14 protein-coding genes and 1 pseudogene are annotated in these 16,302 nt (G+C 45.9%); 9 read left to right on the forward strand and 6 right to left on the reverse strand.

What is annotated here, in order from left to right:
* The first annotated feature begins 60 nt into the window (after positions 1-60).
* From P5683_RS26485 to P5683_RS16920, 4 genes and pseudogenes are all read left to right on the forward strand, one after another.
* Positions 61-747: a transposase gene (locus P5683_RS26485; RefSeq protein ID WP_006621367.1), complete on the forward strand. Its 687-nt coding sequence runs from the start codon at positions 61-63 to the stop codon at positions 745-747.
* Positions 711-998 (forward strand): annotated as a pseudogene (locus tag P5683_RS16910) (zinc ribbon domain-containing protein); the annotation flags it as partial. The gene P5683_RS26485 and the pseudogene P5683_RS16910, both read left to right, overlap by 37 nt.
* 53 nt (positions 999-1,051) lie before the next feature.
* Entirely contained in the window at positions 1,052-1,813 is a 762-nt protein-coding gene (rpaB, locus tag P5683_RS16915; RefSeq protein ID WP_006621368.1) for a response regulator transcription factor RpaB, read from the forward strand.
* Between the two features lie 133 nt (positions 1,814-1,946).
* Positions 1,947-3,815 (forward strand): glycoside hydrolase family 9 protein, encoded by a 1,869-nt coding sequence (locus P5683_RS16920; RefSeq protein ID WP_006670090.1) that lies wholly within the window; start codon positions 1,947-1,949, stop codon positions 3,813-3,815.
* Positions 3,816-3,889: 74 nt separating this feature from the next.
* On the opposite strand, the gene purH is transcribed toward P5683_RS16920, so the two are convergent.
* The 3 genes from purH to tkt all read right to left on the reverse strand — a co-directional run bounded on the left by purH (position 3,890) and on the right by tkt (position 8,400).
* Positions 3,890-5,437 carry a bifunctional phosphoribosylaminoimidazolecarboxamide formyltransferase/IMP cyclohydrolase gene (purH, locus tag P5683_RS16925; protein WP_006621370.1) on the reverse strand — a complete coding sequence of 516 codons (1,548 nt, stop codon included), beginning with the start codon at positions 5,435-5,437 and terminating at the stop codon, positions 3,890-3,892.
* A gap of 145 nt (positions 5,438-5,582) precedes the next feature.
* Positions 5,583-6,092: a ribonuclease HI gene (gene rnhA, locus P5683_RS16930; RefSeq protein ID WP_006621371.1), complete on the reverse strand. Its 510-nt coding sequence runs from the start codon at positions 6,090-6,092 to the stop codon at positions 5,583-5,585.
* A gap of 298 nt (positions 6,093-6,390) precedes the next feature.
* The gene (gene tkt / locus P5683_RS16935) at positions 6,391-8,400 is read right to left on the reverse strand and encodes a transketolase (RefSeq protein ID WP_187758513.1); all 2,010 of its coding nucleotides are present in this window, start codon (positions 8,398-8,400) and stop codon (positions 6,391-6,393) included.
* A gap of 238 nt (positions 8,401-8,638) precedes the next feature.
* Here tkt and P5683_RS16940 point away from each other — a divergent pair, with 238 nt between their 5' ends.
* Both P5683_RS16940 and P5683_RS16945 read left to right on the forward strand, forming a co-directional pair.
* Positions 8,639-9,004 carry a hypothetical protein gene (locus tag P5683_RS16940; RefSeq protein ID WP_231296426.1) on the forward strand — a complete coding sequence of 122 codons (366 nt, stop codon included), beginning with the start codon at positions 8,639-8,641 and terminating at the stop codon, positions 9,002-9,004.
* A gap of 17 nt (positions 9,005-9,021) precedes the next feature.
* Positions 9,022-9,660, forward strand: coding sequence for a transaldolase family protein (locus P5683_RS16945; protein WP_006670093.1), 639 nt, complete (start codon positions 9,022-9,024; stop codon positions 9,658-9,660).
* 37 nt (positions 9,661-9,697) lie between these two features.
* Here the strand turns inward: P5683_RS16945 and P5683_RS16950 are convergent, their stop codons facing one another.
* The 3 genes from P5683_RS16950 to P5683_RS16960 form a co-directional block, all read right to left on the reverse strand.
* Positions 9,698-11,287, reverse strand: a complete 1,590-nt coding sequence (locus P5683_RS16950; RefSeq protein ID WP_315640573.1) for a hypothetical protein — start codon at positions 11,285-11,287, stop codon at positions 9,698-9,700.
* Between the two features lie 106 nt (positions 11,288-11,393).
* Positions 11,394-11,777 (reverse strand): co-chaperone YbbN, encoded by a 384-nt coding sequence (locus P5683_RS16955; RefSeq protein WP_008057407.1) that lies wholly within the window; start codon positions 11,775-11,777, stop codon positions 11,394-11,396.
* Positions 11,778-11,825: 48 nt separating this feature from the next.
* A complete protein-coding gene (locus P5683_RS16960; RefSeq protein ID WP_006621377.1) occupies positions 11,826-12,539 on the reverse strand; it encodes an NnrU family protein in 714 nt (237 codons plus the stop codon).
* 122 nt (positions 12,540-12,661) lie between these two features.
* Here P5683_RS16960 and P5683_RS16965 point away from each other — a divergent pair, with 122 nt between their 5' ends.
* The 3 genes from P5683_RS16965 (at position 12,662) to P5683_RS16975 (ending at position 16,164) form a co-directional block, all read left to right on the forward strand.
* Positions 12,662-13,657, forward strand: coding sequence for a LysR family transcriptional regulator (locus P5683_RS16965; RefSeq protein WP_006621378.1), 996 nt, complete (start codon positions 12,662-12,664; stop codon positions 13,655-13,657).
* 61 nt (positions 13,658-13,718) lie between these two features.
* The gene (locus P5683_RS16970) at positions 13,719-14,657 is read left to right on the forward strand and encodes a LysR family transcriptional regulator (protein ID WP_006670096.1); all 939 of its coding nucleotides are present in this window, start codon (positions 13,719-13,721) and stop codon (positions 14,655-14,657) included.
* A gap of 88 nt (positions 14,658-14,745) precedes the next feature.
* Positions 14,746-16,164 (forward strand): serine/threonine-protein kinase, encoded by a 1,419-nt coding sequence (locus tag P5683_RS16975; protein ID WP_315640569.1) that lies wholly within the window; start codon positions 14,746-14,748, stop codon positions 16,162-16,164.
* The last annotated feature ends 138 nt before the right edge of the window (positions 16,165-16,302 follow it).

Here is a 16,302-nt window from a genome sequence, read left to right on the forward strand (position 1 = left end):
TTCCTCTCCGTGATCAATCACGGAGCTTCCAACCCTCCCAGGAGTTTTACGTGAGAAGCTATGTACCTGACTCAAAAGAACCAGATACGAGGACTTCAAGTGCAAGAGTTTAAGGCCTTGCGGGAACTCTGCCGACTGAGTAAAAATCTCTACAATGTAGGACTTGACACTCAATGGCAGTATTACTTCCAGGCTCGGAAACACCTTCCCTACGAGTCCAACTATCACTACTGTAAGGGAAACGAGAACTATAAACGCTTGAATACCGATATAGCCCAACAAACTCTTAAAGTAGTCGATCGCACTTTTCGGAGCTTCTACCGTTTGAGCCAGGCCCTCAAAGAGGGGACCTTTCCACAGAAAGTTAGACTCCCTGACTATCTGCCCAAAGACGGTTATTTTGTCCTGATTATGCCGAGGGTTCAAATCAAGGACGGAAAGTTTAGAGTTCCCGTGTCTCGCGACTTGGGCAACTTGCGGGGCGAAATTTGGATTCCTTTCCCGGAAAGAATCGCTCCCGATACTCTCCAGGAAGTTCGGATTCACCCTCGATATAATGCCCGTTTTTTTGAAGTCGAGTTTATTTACGAGGTGGAAGAAACTCCCGTTCCCACGGAACCCGATACGGCTCTAGCGATCGATATGGGACTGGACAATCTGGCTACTTGCGTCAATACCAACGGGGCATCCTTTATCGTGGATGGCAAAAAGCGGACGCCTCATTTTATGAGTTCCGTCGTCAACTAGGTTACAAGGCAGAACGTTATGGTTCAAAGTTGATTATTGCCGATAGATTTTATCCATCCAGTCAACTTTGTTCTAATTGCGGTTATCGTCAAAAAATGCCCCTAGTCCGTCGGACTTTTGAATGTCCAAACTGTGGCCTGAAGATTGATAGAGATTTGAACGCCAGTAGAAATTTAGAAAAATCGCCTGGTTCCGACGATTACACTTGTGGACGGGGTGCTGCCGACAGTCCCGGACGAAGCAAGAAATAAACATCAAGATCCGGCTATGTCCGGTTTTGTTTAAGTTTTATAGAGCAGTAAACATGACCATAAAAGCACGAGTTGACGAACGGCGCAATCCTGAAAAAATCCTCATTGCCGATGATGAATCTGCAATTCGACGTATTTTGACAACCCGTCTGTCAATGGTCGGTTACAGTGTTGTCGCAGCAGCAGATGGTTTACAAGCTATTGAAATGTTCGATCGCGAAAGTCCAGACCTGGTAGTTTTGGATGTGATGATGCCAAGGCTTAACGGTTATGGGGTTTGTCAAAAAATTCGAGCGATTTCTGATATCCCCATCATTATGTTAACCGCCTTGGGAGATGTCGCCGATCGCATCACTGGTTTAGAATTGGGGGCTGATGATTACTTAACTAAACCCTTTTCTCCCAAAGAATTGGAAGCCCGCATTCATGCTATCCTGCGTCGGTTCAAAGATAACGCATCTTCCCATGATCTAAGTCCTGAAGTTATCCAAGTTGACACCCTCCGCATTGACACCATTAAACGACGGGTTTACAAAGGCGATAAATTGTTGCCCCTAACATATATCGAGTTTAACTTGCTCGAACTGTTGTTTAAGCGATCGGGTGAGGCGGTTTCTCGTTCGGAAATTCTGCAACAATTGTGGGGTTACACCCCCCGCCGCATTGCTGATATGCGCGTTGTTGATGTTCATGTGGCTCGCCTACGAGCTAAAATTGAGACTGATCAGCGTAACCCGGAGTATATTCTCACGGTTCGCGGTATTGGCTACTCTTCCCAGCGACTCGCAGCAGTGGAAGAAGCAATTGGCGCATAATTAATATCAATCCCCGAAAAGAAAATCAATTTGAATAAAACTTAACAATAACCCATTCTGGCCATATCATAACCAGGGTGGGCTTTAATTTCGAGAAGTGATAAGATCGAATTAGGGTGAATTGGTGAGCTAAATGCTAAGGTGGTTTGTCTGTTTCCTGCTAACTATTGCTTTGATAGTAGTCATCAGCGATGCTGACCCTTCGAGTCAGCCCAATATCAGAGCTGATATAAAACCCGGACAATATATCAAAGTTGATCAGTTTGGCTATCGTCCCCAGGATCATAAAGTCGCTGTAATTACTACTCCCGAAGTGGGTTTTAATGCCCAGGAATCGTTCTCACCAGGAACTACCTACGAAGTTTGGGATGCTAATTCTCATCAACAAGTTTATGGGGGTCAAATTCAGCCTTGGTTGGATGGTAACATTCATTATCAATCAGGCGATCGCGCTTGGTGGTTTGACTTTTCCCCGGTCAATAAACCCGGCTCCTATTATATCATAGATTCCGAAAATCAACAACGTTCTTTTGAATTTGAGATTAGGGATGATGTCTATAAACAGGTTCTGATAACTGCTATGCGTACCTTTTTTTATCAGCGTAGTGGCTTTCCTAAACAACCCCCTTATGCTGACCCTAGATGGACTGATGGTGCGGCTTTTTTAGGACCCGGACAGGATACAGAAGCTCGCTATATTTATGACCCAGATAATCCGGCTTTAGCTCGCGATATGCGTGGCGGTTGGTTTGATGCGGGAGATACTAATAAATATGTAACTTTTGCGACTCCGGTAATTCATCAACTTTTGGATGCTTACTCCCACAATCGGGAGATTTGGACTGATGATTTTAACATTCCCGAATCGGGGAATAATCTCCCAGATATTATAGATGAAATTAAGTATGAAATTGATTGGTTAAAACGGATGCAGGATGATGATGGGGGAGTGTTTATTAAACTGGGTACGATTGATCATAATAATCCAGAGCTTCCTAGTCTTGATAAACGTCCCCGTTATTATGCTCCTAAATGTTCTTCTGCTAGTATCTCGACGGCGGGAATGTTCGCCCATACGGCGTTAGTTTTTCGGGAATTTCCGCCTCTGAAGGACTATGCAGAAGACCTGCAAAATAGAGCGATCGCTGCTTGGGACTGGTTTCAATCTAACCCAAAACGGACTGATTGTGATTCCCAGACGATTAAATCTGGGGATGCAGATAGAACCGAACGGGAACAAAAAGGGACAACTGTAACGGCGGCGGTTTATTTATTACAACTGACCGGAGACACCAAATATAATCAATATATAAGTGCCAATTTAACGGAAACTCAACCCTTTAAAGATGATACTTGGTCGAGGTATAACCCCCATGAAGGGGATGCCCTATTATTATACACTAAACTAGCCAATGGCGATAAAAATATCCAACAACAAATAAGCGATCGCTTTCGGGAAATGGTGCTAAGTAATAAGGCCTCCTACGGTAATTCTGACCTCGACCCCTACCGTGCTTATATGAGCGACCCTCAATATCATTGGGGTAGTAACCTAGTGGAATCCAACTATGGTAATACCAACTACGATGTCTTGTTGTATGAGGTAGACCCAGACCACGCGGACAGCTATAAAATCCGAGCCTTAGACCATCTCCATTATCTCCACGGTGTCAACCCATTAAGCATGGTTTATTTAAGCAATATGTATGAATACGGAGCGGAAAAATCCGCTAACAAAATGTATCATCAGTGGTTCGGCGGCGGCATTTATGATCATGCTTTAAACTCTCCCAGCGGTCCGGCTCCTGGCTATTTAGTAGGGGGACCAAATCAATATTATACTGGTTCATCTAAACCCCCTGTTGGTGAGCCTCCCATGAAGGCATATTTTGATGAAAATGACCCCCGCCAAAAAGCCTGGGAAATTACCGAACCTGCTATTTATTATCAAAGTGGCTATATCAAACTTTTGTCTAACTTTGTCAGTTCCCCTAGCCAGTAAATTCCCTCACGCCTAACCCCTCCCCATTGTTGGGAGAGGGGAGTTTAGATGTACATCAATGGGGAATGGCTATTTTAATGGAGAAAATGACGCATTCCGGTGATTACCATGACCAGACCTAATTCATTAGCGGCATTAATGGAATCTTGATCTCGCATACTGCCGCCGGGTTGAACAATAGCCTCAATACCAGCAGCAGCAGCGGTCCTTACTGAGTCATCAAAGGGGAAGAAACCATCACTAGCAAGGAATCCGCCCTTAGCATCTTCTCCGGCTAGTTCTAGGGCAATTTTAGCGGCTCCTACGCGATTCATTTGTCCGGCTCCCACCCCTAGAGTTGTGCGGTTTTTGGTGACAACGATCGCATTAGATTTAACGTGCTTGGCAATTTTCCAAGCAAACAATAACTCAGCCAATTGTGCCGAGGTAGGTTTCTTTTCGGTGACTAATTGCCAATGGTCAGGGATATCGATTTCATCATCACAGGTCTGCACCAAAAAACCCCCAGCAATTAGCTTAATAGTTTCCTTGGGACCAGAAACTAAATCGGGCAAAATCAACACCCGCAAATTAGCCTTTTTCCTGAGAATAGCCTCGGCTTCTGGTTCACAACCGGGGGCGACAATACACTCTAAAAAAGTTTTGGTCATGGCTGTAGCCGTCGCCGCATCAATGGGACGGTTGAGCGCAACAATACCCCCAAAAGCAGAAACGGAGTCGGCAGCAAAAGCCCGTTGATAAGCCTCCGATAAACTATTAGCGATCGCCGCCCCACAGGGGTTAGTATGTTTCAGAACAGCCGCCGCCGGTTCATCAGTAAACTCGCAAATAATCCGTCTAGCGGCTTCCAGGTCCACCAAGTTATTGTAACTGAGGGGTTTTCCCTGCAAAATTTTACCCGCCGACCAGCCATTAGGGACAGTTCCCGTTTGATACCAGGCGGCGGGTTGGTGGGGGTTCTCCCCGTAGCGGAGGGCTTGTATTTGGTTTCCGGCCACAGTGTAGGTGGTGGGGAGGGGATTAGTTTCGGTGGTGTTTTGATGTTCTAAATAATTAGCGATCGCCCGATCATAAGCCCCAGTATGACGGAAGGCTTGTAAAGCGCAGCCTTGACGAAATTCTAAACTCGGTTCGCCGCTGCTGTTTCGCATTTCTTGGAGATAGTCCCCATATTGGTTAGGGTGACAAAGGACGGTCAAATGGGCGAAATTTTTAGCAGAAGCCCGCAGTAAGGTAGGCCCACCGATATCAATTTGTTCGATCGCCTCTGGTAGGGTAACGTTTTCGGATGCAATAGTTTGTTCAAACGGGTACAGATTAACCACTACCAGGTCAATAGGGCGGATCTCATGCTGTTGTAATTGTTCCACGTCCTGGGGAATATCCCGACGCGCGAGGATACCGCCATGAATGCGAGGATGCAGGGTTTTGACTCGTCCCCCCAGAATTTCAGGAAATCCGGTATAGTCAGAAACCTTAGTCACAGGTAGTCCCGCCTCTTGGATAGCTTTAGCAGTTCCCCCACTACTAATCAGGTCAAAGCCAAATTCTTCCACAAGCGATCGGGCTAAGTCAATCAGTCCAGTTTTGTCAGATACACTTAATAGGGCTAAACGGGCCATTTTTCCAAGATTTACAAAGCAACTTCCCTATCTTAAAGTCAACAGACCATTCCAGTTCAAGAAACTATAGCCAATTGATTAGCCAATTATCGGCAATTTCTACAGAGTAACCACGAGATTAAATTAAGATTACACTAAGATCACATTAACTCATAGAATCGATGTCTTGAGGTTGGGGTGGGTTTTCGTATCCTGCATCTGGCGGTAAACTATCTCTATGAGTAGCTTCTACAGCAAGACGATCGCAAATTTCATTTTCGCGATCGCCTGCGTGACCCTTAACCCAGACAAACCGGACTTGATGTTCCTCGCACAAACCTAATAATTGCGCCCACAAATCGGGATTTTTCGCCCATTCCTTCTGATTACGTCGCCATCCATTCTTTTGCCAACGTTTAGCCCATCCCAGGGTCATAGCATCTACGAGATATTTAGAATCACTATAGAGGGTCACAGAACAGGGAAATTTGAGGGCTCGTAAGGCGGCGATCGCTGCCATCATTTCCATGCGGTTATTAGTAGTTAGTCGGAAGCCTCCCGATATTTCCTTCCGGTGACTACCACACATCAACACAGCCCCATATCCTCCCTTCCCAGGGTTCCCGCTACAGGCTCCGTCCGTATAAATTGTCACCTTAGTTATGCCCATATTCATAATAATTGATTATATAATTTATTCCATCATAAATCATATCATTGTCGGTTTGGTCAGTTCACAATTTATCTAAACCATATCTAAAATATGTATGATTAATCGCTCTGTATAATCTTCCCTGCCCTATTCCATATTTTATCAGTGTTAATCAATCAATACTCACGGGTAGAAATAAAAAAACAAGGGTACAAACAATGTTGCACCCTTGCCGATTAAGACGGTAGGGTGCGTCAGACCGCGAGAATGTTGATGATGAAATGCTGACAAACTCTTCTGACTGACGCACCTAGGTAATTAATTAACCAAGAAGTTCCTTAGCTTTCGCCACCACATTATCAACGGTGAAGCCAAATTTCTCCAATACCACACCGCCAGGAGCAGACGCGCCGAAGGTGTCAATACTGATAGTAGCACCTTCATCAGTCACATAGCGGCACCAGCCAAAGCTAACACCGGCTTCCACCGCCAAACGCTTCTTAACAGAGGCAGGGAAAACCGACTCCTTGTAAGCAGCATCCTGCTTCTCAAACAGTTCCCAACTAGGCATAGAAACCACGCGGACTTTTTTACCCTCTTCCCGGAGTTTAACCGCCGCATCAACACAGAGGTAAGTTTCTCCACCAGTACCAATCAGAATAATATCAGGGGTACCATCACTGTTATCACTAAGGACATAAGCACCCTTAGCCACATTGTCGATGGAACTACCTTCCAGGTTAGGCAGATTTTGGCGAGAGAATGCCATCAAAGTGGGATAGTGACGGTTTTCGATCGCCACCTTATAGGCTCCAGAAGTCTCATTACCATCAGCGGGACGAATGACAGTCAAATCAGGAATCAACCGCAGAGAAGCGATATGTTCAACGGGTTGGTGAGTCGGACCATCTTCACCCAAAGCAATAGAATCATGAGTCATCACCCACAGCACGGGAGCTTCCGACAGAGCCGACAAACGGATAGAATTACGCATATAATCGGTAAACACCAGGAAGGTCGCGCCATAGGGAATCAGACCCGAACGGTGCAGAGCGATACCATTACAAATGGCTCCCATAGCGTGTTCACGCACCCCAAAGCGGAGGTTACGATTTTGGTATTGACCCTTTTGGAAATCTCCCAAACCTTTGAGTAAAGTCTTATTAGAGGGAGCCAAATCAGCAGAACCGCCAACCAATTCAGGAAGGACTCCAGCGATCGCATTTAGAGTCACACCGGACTGGTTACGGGTTGCATCAGCCTTAGTTTCCGGGGTATAGGTAGGCAGAGATTTTTCCCATCCTTCGGGAAGTTTCCCACTCAGCAAGCGTTCGAGAGTCGCCGCCTCTTCAGGATACTTAGATTTGTAGGTTTCCAAAGTGGCTTTCCACTCATCCTCATAATTCGCACCCCGCTCGACTGCTTTGCGGAAATGCTTAATTGCATCATCAGGAATCACAAATTCAGGATAACTCCAACCCAGATGATCGCGGGTAGCCTGTACTTCTGCTTTACCCAAAGCGGCACCATGAACGTCATGGCTGTTAGCTTTGTTGGGAGAACCAAAACCGATGGTGGTGGTAACTTTAATCAAGGAAGGCTTATCAGTGACGGCCTTAGCTTTTTCAATGGCAGTGGCGATCGCCTCCAAATCTGTATTACCATCAGCAACGTGCTGAACGTGCCAGCCATAGGCTTCAAAGCGCTTGGCTACATCTTCTGTGAAAGATATATCCGTAGAGCCATCAATGGAAATATGGTTATCATCATAGAAGGCGATCAGCTTACCGAGGCCCCAGTGTCCCGCCAAAGAACAAGCCTCTCCAGAAATACCCTCCATGTTGCAGCCATCGCCTAGGATGACATAGGTATAGTGGTCTACCACAGTACAATCAGGCTTGTTAAAACGCGCGGCTAGATGAGCCTCAGCCAAAGCCAGACCCACAGCGTTAGCAATACCTTGTCCTAGGGGTCCGGTAGTTACTTCCACCCCTTCGGTGAGGTGGTTTTCTGGGTGTCCTGGAGTTTTCGACCCCCACTGACGAAATTGTTTAATATCATCGATGCCGACGCTATCATAGCCCGTCAGATGCAGAAGGGCATAATGTAGCATACAGCCATGACCGGCGGATAGGACAAAGCGATCGCGGTTAAACCATTTAGGGTTTTTGGGGTTATAACGCATAAAGCGATCCCAGAGTACAAAAGCCATCGGGGCCGCACCCATAGGAAGTCCGGGGTGGCCTGAGTTCGCTTTCTCTACTGCGTCAATAGCTAAAAAACGAATTGAGTTAATGCAGAGTTGTTCAAGTGATTGAGTTGCAACAGCCATAGTTGTATTTTTCTATATAATCGCTCTAAAGTGTGAGTGCCGGAGTAGAGAAACCAGATGATAATGGTTCTATTTTCAGAATGGCTCTGGAATCGCCCTCAGACTACATCTGAGATCATCTCATTTTGAGGGACTATCAGGCAAGGGACTTTCTAGTGAATTACCCGACGCTGAATCGAAGATTACAGCCCGGGCTTCCTACCCACCAAACCAGGAGATAGCAGTTTTTCCTCTACTATTGGGTCTTACGGTTTGGCGATCGGCTTTCCCCCACGTCCCACAGGTCATCAACATGGAAGTACAAATGCTGGTGTTTGTGTTTAGCTTGGTTGTCGCTATTTACTGCCATGTCGGGTGCATCTATCATACCATCAAGGATGTATCTCATACCATCAACGATGTATCTATCAATTTTGGGGACATCGTAGCTGACCCTATCGGCGTGGCGGCGCGGCTTGTCGGGGGGGTGGTATTTACTCAGCCAAACGGCCAGCGGACCCTACCAGTCTACCCTGGACACATCCCGGAGCGATCGCCACTTGCCATTGTGGTAATTTCCATAGATATTGTCGGAGAGTCTCGGTCAAAACTGGTAATCGGTTAAATTATTAAACAGAAATCATGGCTTTATATCTGGATTCTGCTATTCTGTCGGAAGCTGAAGCAGCTAGTCAATGGGGGTGGGTGAAAGGAGTCACCACTAATCCCACTTTACTGGCTAAAAGTGACCTATCCCCAGAGGCAACTTTAAAAGGACTTAAACAACTGTTCCGGGGGGAGATTTACTATCAGTTAACTGCCTTAGATTTTGAGAATATGCTGGAGGAGGCTTGGGCAGCTTATAATATTTTGGGAGAACAAACAGTTTTAAAAGTTCCAGCCACTAGCTTAGGCTTTCAAGTAGTGGCTCATCTATCGCCTAAAATTGCCTGTTCTGTGACGGGGATTTATAGTGCATATCAAGCGGCTGTCGCCCAAGAAGCGGGGGCAAAATATGCGATCGCTTATGTCAACCGCGCCACCAGATTTTTAGGAGATGGAATCACCCTAGTTAAAGATATGGCTGAAATTCTCGCCGGAAGTGAAACCAAAATTCTCGCCGCCAGCATCAAGTCCCCAGAGGAAGCCGTCGCCACTCTCAAAGCTGGTGCTTATCACCTCACCCTACCCTTGGATATTCTGCAATCTTTAACCACCCATGAACTCTCCAATAAAACTGTACAAGAATTTCACCAAAATGGTCGTGGTTTACTCAGTTAATCGGCTAGGGTACAGCCCTCACCCAGAGGGCGTTACATTATCTTCGGTTAGCGTGATATACTCCTACTGTACCGCAAAAATCATCGGCAGAAAATTGAGGATTATTAACCCCCAAACCCGATAAATCACTAGATATTAAAGCCGTGTCAACTGACTCGTTAGCCGACCATTTGGGAAAGTCACCTTTTTGATAGGTAGCAATTTGTTCTGGGGTGAGTAAATCCATAAAATCCGCCAATTCTCGATAGGTGATACATTTAACTTCTGGCTGACCACAAACGGCTTCAGCAAAGCGAAACATAGCATTCCAATAAGCGCCATTATTCCAGGCGGAAAAATGATGACCGATGTGAATAGGGGCGCGATTTCCTGTATAGTTAGCTTGAAAATAGTTTAGATAGGTTTGGAAAGTATCTTCTTCGTAGAATTGAGCATTAGCAGGGTTAGGCTTGGCTTGAGAATGAGCATAATAAAAATTATAGTCCATTGACAAGACATTTTTACGGGTTTTAGCGGTAGTTAAACTAGCGAGGGGGAAATTCCAGATGCCGTTTTGTTTTTGTGGCCAGTAGTTAGATTGAGCGACTTTACTGGTATCATAACGAAAACCTTTTTTTTGTAGGGTTTGATCTAAACCAGGACCCTGACCCAATTCGGGGGCGCGAAATCCTTGAATGGCGGTTTTGTCAAAGGCGAGACTACCTTCTAGGTTATTAATTTGGTGGGATTGAAAAATAAACTTATCAAAATAGTTAAATTCTCGCGTCCAGTCCGCCTCAGTCCAGCGACTACCATTAAAATGACCTACTGCATGGGAGGCAATTTCATGACCTTCTTGATAGGCTAAATTTAGCTGTTCTAGGCGTTGTTTAACTTCTGGTGGGGTTCCTCCCCAACCGATCGCCGAATGACCGACCCGGTGACCGCCAGGTGGTTGATAAAGTTGGCGATCGCCAGTATTGACAAAATAGACAGCACTGATAAAATAAGTAAAGCGGAGGGGGATATTTTGAGCAGCCTTATCTTTAGCAAAGTGGCGAGATTTTTTCCATGCTTCCAGGGAACGGGAACCGTCAAAAGCCAGCAAGACAAATTGAGGAGGGCGACTAGGGAGATTAATCAAGCCTGCTTGACGAATTAAACTTAATAAAAAATGTGAATCCCAACGATTAGATAAGCAGGAATTACCGCCCCCTTCTTGTTGACAAGCAGTAATTAAATCTTGAGGAAACGGCCCCAATGAGTCATTGGCTTCCATACAATAACCAGTAATGGCGTTAAGATGAGAACCATAGGGACAGATATTATTTCCGTATGCTTGGCGAAATAATGTTTCTGACCATTGGTGATTAAAACAGGCGGAACCGCCGCCCCATTGGAGGCATTTATTAATCATGTTTTGGGTGATAGGTCCGGCAGCCATCTCACCATTAGAGCAGAAAAAGCCGCCCTGCTGATTAACGGTTTTTAGTTCCCATTTAACTGGGGTTTCTGGGTTGTTATGGGGTACAGTTGATGGGGATATAGGGGATAAATCAGATGATAAATTATTGACATTGTGGCAGGCAGTCAGGACAAATAAGAGGCTAAAACCGGATAAAGTTTTGGGGAACAGAGGGGTAAACATAACGCAATTGAATCTCACCTTCAAGAAAAAAACCGGATTTCCGATAGCCATGTATAAGAAACCCGGTTAAATTTGTTTCGACAAATTGTAGATTTTGACAACCCCATTAGGCTTCCAACTGGAGATATTCAGGAGTTTTCAAAGGACGGGTGTAGCAGTCATGTTGATAGTTAAGCATGAAACCATTAAGGGTCTTGAGTAGGTCTTCGCGTCTGAGTAAGTGTTCAATGCGGTAGAGTGGTTCTCCTTGATGAAAGAGAATTAGGGTAGGTAGATTCTGAAGTCGATAGGTACTGGCCAGCTTTAAATTCTGGTCAGCATTAATACCAAATACCTGAACCTGACCTGTCCACTGGGTCTGGAACTGTTCCAATTGTGGGACAATAAGTTTACACAGGCCGCACCAGGGAGCCCAGAAGTGAACGAGAATAGGTGTAGAAGCACTCAAGACCTCTTTGGAAAATTGCTGCTCACTGACCGATAAAAGCATGATGCCTCTAAATTTTATTAACGAACATTTTATATCTCTGGGATCATGCTACCAGCCTACGTTACCTGTGACACGAATTAATAGCGGATGAGCTTTCCAAAGTAGGATAATGAAAACCCCAACCCCCAGATAAGCGGGACGGAGGAATTCCTGTATAACGAGGGTTTGCCGTCCCTGGATAATTGCCAAAAAGGGAATTACGGAGGTTTGGGATTTGAGGGTTTCAAAGGATTCGCCAAAACGGGCTTGTAAACGCCGATCGCCGTGCCAGACTCCAAAAAGGTGATGTAAAACCAAACCAATGGAGGTGAGGAGGGTAAAGGTGGTACCAATCCAGAGAGTATGGGCAATACACCAGATCACCTGTCCGACCATTTGGGGATGTCGGGTAATACGGATAATGCCAGTTTGATGAAGATGGACTTCTGGTTTAGCGATCGCAGCAATTTCCAGTAGATTGAAAGTAGAGGGGTATAAAAACAGAAAGGAGATAGCCGAGAGGACCCAAACGATAGGTTTAACGGCGGGTACACCCTGAACTTGCCAGAGTTGTAGGCCATCATAGCGGTGATTAAAGAAATAGATAATCAAGACCACAGCCAGGGATAAACTGACGAGGGCGAAAAAAATGCGATACAACCGGGGACCGATGACCTGTTCGACAACAGGGCGGAGGGCGGCTAGACCACTATGGGCGATCGCAAAGCATAGAAGTAGCCCCACCATAACAAAATGGCTAAGACTGAGCCATTGATCAGACATTTTGACCTCTTCAACGGATAATAAAGTTAGCTCCAATACAGATCATCTCGCAGTATGCTCAAAGAAGACGATCCTCAGCTACCTAATTCTCGGATCTTTTGTCTGCCGATGAGGTTAACACCATGTCCGATCTTCCATTCACTTTAGATCAGTTACGCATTTTGCAAGCGATCGCTTCCGAGGGAAGTTTCAAGCGAGCCGCCGATCGCCTATATGTATCCCAACCTGCGGTCAGCTTGCAAGTGCAGAACCTGGAACGCCAATTAAATGTACCCTTATTTGATCGGGGAGGTCGTCGCGCCCAACTGACAGAAGCGGGTCATCTATTATTGAGTTATGGGGAAAAAGTGCTTTCCCTGTGTCAGGAAACCTGTCGTGCGCTAGAAGACTTACAAAACCTGCAAGGAGGAACCCTAATTGTCGGTGCTTCCCAAACTACGGGAACCTATTTGCTACCTCGGATGATTGGGATGTTTCGCTCCAAATATCCCGAAGTAGCGGTACAACTTCATGTTCACTCTACCCGTCGCACGGCTTGGAGTGTGGTGAATGGACAAATTGATTTAGCGATCGTCGGGGGGGAGATCTCCCCGGAATTGGCGCAATCATTAGAGGTAATTCCTTTCGCAGAAGATGAACTAGCTCTAATTATGTCGGTTTCCCATCCCCTCGCGACACAGGAAATTATCGAACATGATGATTTATACGAGTTGAAGTTTATCAGCCTTGATGCTCAATCGACTATCCGCAAAGTGATTGACCAGGTATTGAGTCGGTCTGGGATTGATACCAGTCGCCTCAAAATCGAAATGGAACTAAGTTCTATTGAAGCGATCAAAAATGCGGTGCAGTCTGGTTTGGGGGTGGCCTTTGTTTCCACATCCGCCATTGAGAAAGAGTTACAAATGGGAGTATTGCAAATTCCTAAAATTGATCGAGTCACCATCACACGGATGTTATCAGTGATTTATAACCCTAATCGCTATAGATCAAAAGCAGCATCTGCATTCATGCAGGAGATTTTACCCAATTTCTCTAGTACACAACTCCCACCGGAAAACTTAGAGATTTCTGTTGTGGAGGTTAACGAAGCGACCTCAGAACAGATGCCCTTGTAGTCTGTAGTGGGGGGTTCGACTTCCAACACACTAGCACATCGAATAGCACTTTTATTTACTGATGTCAGACGTTCCGTTTACCCTGGATCAATTACGAATTCTCAAGGCGATCGCCTCTGAAGGGAGTTTTAAAAGAGCCGCCGATAGTCTCTATGTCTCCCAACCTGCGATCAGCCTACAAGTACAGAATTTAGAGCGACAATTAAATGTTCCCCTGTTCGATCGCGCTGGTCGTCGCGCTAAACTTACCGAAGCCGGACATTTACTGATTAGTTATGGGGAAAAGATACTTTCCCTATGTCAAGAAACCTGTCGTGCGATCGAAGACTTACAAAACCTACAAGGGGGAACCCTAATTGTCGGTGCTTCCCAGACTACCGGAACCTATCTCCTACCGGGGATGATTGGGATGTTTCGGCAAAAATACCCAGATGTGGCCGTGCAACTTCATGTCCACTCTACCCGTCGCACCGCTTGGAGTGTTGCTAACGGACAAATTGACTTAGCCATCATTGGGGGAAAGATCCCGCCGGAATTGCAGGACTGTCTCAAGGTTCAGCCTTATATTGAGGATGAACTAGCCCTGGTTTTACCTGTATTTCACCCCTTGGCTGAAAAAGACTTTATTCAAAAGGAAGACCTGTATAACCTAAAGTTTATCGCCCTAGATGCTCAATCGACTATTCGCAAGGTGATTGATCAAGTCCTCAGTCGCTATGATATTGATCCGCGTCGCTTACGGATAGAAATGGAACTTAACTCCATTGAGGCTATTAAAAATACTGTACAAGCCGGACTGGGAGCCGCTTTTGTTTCTACCTCGGCTATTGAAAAAGAGATCCAAATGGGGATGCTGCATCGGGCTACCATTGATTCAGTAACGGTTAAACGGATGTTATCAGTAATTGTTAATCCTAATCGCTATCAATCCAAAGCCGCCGAAGCCTTCAGCCGTGAGATCTTACCCCTATTTTCTCATTCTGATCCGCAGATTAATTGACCATCAGGTGCATTTTTGCCAAAATCCTAGGGTAGCCGCACTTTTTTAGTGAAAATAAACTCAGGCGATAAGCCCAACCTAACTTCCGATGAAAATCTACTGTACTCGCCCCGGTTGTCCCAGGCCAGACAACTTATATCCTGACCTTGATGATCATGCCAACCTCAAAACGGTACAACAGAAGTATTGTACTACCTGCGGTATGCCCCTGATTTTAGATGGGCGCTACCTCACGGAACGTCTATTGGGTCAGGGGGGGTTTGGGGCGGCGTTTTTGGCGCGCGATCGCCGATCGCCAAGTTTACGCACCTGTGTTGTTAAGCAGTTTCTCCCCGCCGGAGACTTGGGCCCCCAACAATTAGCGATCGCCCAAGAATTATTTGAACGGGAAGCCCAGGTTCTCGATCGCCTCGGACACCAACATCCTCAAATCCCCAATTTGTTAGCCTATTTTCCCCTGGAAGCAACAGGTTGGCAAACTCGCACCCCTCAGCAATTTTTCTATCTAGTTCAAGAATATATCGACGGTCAGAACCTGGAACAGGAACTATCAAGCCGGGGTCTGTTTTCCGAAACGGAAGTGCTGGAAGTAATGCGGGAAATTCTGAATATCCTGGAATTTGTCCACGGGGAAGATGTCATCCACCGCGATATTAAGCCCTCTAATATTATGCGCGATCGCTCTGGCACTCTCCATTTGCTCGATTTTGGCGCGGTTAAGGAAGTCACCCAAGCACCAGGAAATAAATCCACCGGAATCTATTCTGCCGGATTTGCTCCCCCAGAACAAATGCGAGGTCGCAGTGTATATCCATCTACCGATTTATATGCTTTGGCGGTCACAGCAATTATGTTATTAACAGCCAAAGACCCTGAAGATTTGTTTGATAACTACAGCAATGCTTGGATTTGGAAAGATCAGGTGACAATTTCTGATTCCCTGGCTAATATTCTTGACCGGATGTTACAACCTACCCCTAGCGATCGCTTTGGAGCCGCTACCGAGGTATTAACAGCCCTCAATGCCATGATATCGCCGCCACCGCCACCGCCACCTCCTCCCGTAGTTCCTGCGCCTTCTGTAACTCCTCAAAGCGCCCCAGTGTCCGCACCAGTAGCTACTCAAATTCAACCGCCAACCCCCACCCTCAGGCGGCCTTTTTCCATCCTGGAAATTCTAGCCTCAGCAGCATTTACCGGCTTTGAGGGGGGATTACTGGTGATGGTGTTGTGGTCGTTGTTAGATACAATACCTTTGATTTTGGGGATTGCTGGCTTCCTGTTAGCGGGGTTACTATTAGCTCAAGTGCGCCGTTGGGTAGAAAAATGGGATCTGCTGATTATTGCTGGGATATCTTTTGCGATCATTTTTTGGGTTGGCACTGGACCCGGTAATCTTGAAGTTACCCAGGTCATCATTTTACCAATATTGACAGCACTATCAGCCGTCGCCGTAACTGCCCTATTTCGTCTAATTTACGGGATTCTCAAACGGCTCATTTCTTGAGTTGAACTACAACAAAAACGGGATTGGAGCCAGAATTTAATCCAAGATTTGCTTGACATCTTATGACAATAAGGTACAATACCCCCAAAGATTCGCAACTCAATAATGAGTATACGGTCAAACCCCAGACCATGCCAA

The sequence above is a fragment of the Limnospira sp. PMC 1279.21 genome (genome assembly GCF_032349615.1).
GTDB lineage: Bacteria > Cyanobacteriota > Cyanobacteriia > Cyanobacteriales > Microcoleaceae > Limnospira > Limnospira fusiformis.

Coding starts and splice junctions, on each gene's coding strand:
- tkt (WP_187758513.1), bottom strand. CDS start 8,400: ATGGCTGTTGCAACTCAATCACTTGAACAACTCTGCATTAACTCAATT.
- rnhA (WP_006621371.1), bottom strand. CDS start 6,092: ATGAATATGGGCATAACTAAGGTGACAATTTATACGGACGGAGCCTGT.
- P5683_RS16960 (WP_006621377.1), bottom strand. CDS start 12,539: ATGTCTGATCAATGGCTCAGTCTTAGCCATTTTGTTATGGTGGGGCTA.
- P5683_RS16955 (WP_008057407.1), bottom strand. CDS start 11,777: ATGCTTTTATCGGTCAGTGAGCAGCAATTTTCCAAAGAGGTCTTGAGT.
- P5683_RS16920 (WP_006670090.1), top strand. CDS start 1,947: ATGCTAAGGTGGTTTGTCTGTTTCCTGCTAACTATTGCTTTGATAGTA.
- P5683_RS16975 (WP_315640569.1), top strand. CDS start 14,746: ATGAAAATCTACTGTACTCGCCCCGGTTGTCCCAGGCCAGACAACTTA.
- P5683_RS26485 (WP_006621367.1), top strand. CDS start 61: ATGTACCTGACTCAAAAGAACCAGATACGAGGACTTCAAGTGCAAGAG.
- rpaB (WP_006621368.1), top strand. CDS start 1,052: ATGACCATAAAAGCACGAGTTGACGAACGGCGCAATCCTGAAAAAATC.
- P5683_RS16965 (WP_006621378.1), top strand. CDS start 12,662: ATGTCCGATCTTCCATTCACTTTAGATCAGTTACGCATTTTGCAAGCG.
- P5683_RS16945 (WP_006670093.1), top strand. CDS start 9,022: ATGGCTTTATATCTGGATTCTGCTATTCTGTCGGAAGCTGAAGCAGCT.
- P5683_RS16970 (WP_006670096.1), top strand. CDS start 13,719: ATGTCAGACGTTCCGTTTACCCTGGATCAATTACGAATTCTCAAGGCG.
- purH (WP_006621370.1), bottom strand. CDS start 5,437: ATGGCCCGTTTAGCCCTATTAAGTGTATCTGACAAAACTGGACTGATT.
- P5683_RS16950 (WP_315640573.1), bottom strand. CDS start 11,287: ATGTTTACCCCTCTGTTCCCCAAAACTTTATCCGGTTTTAGCCTCTTA.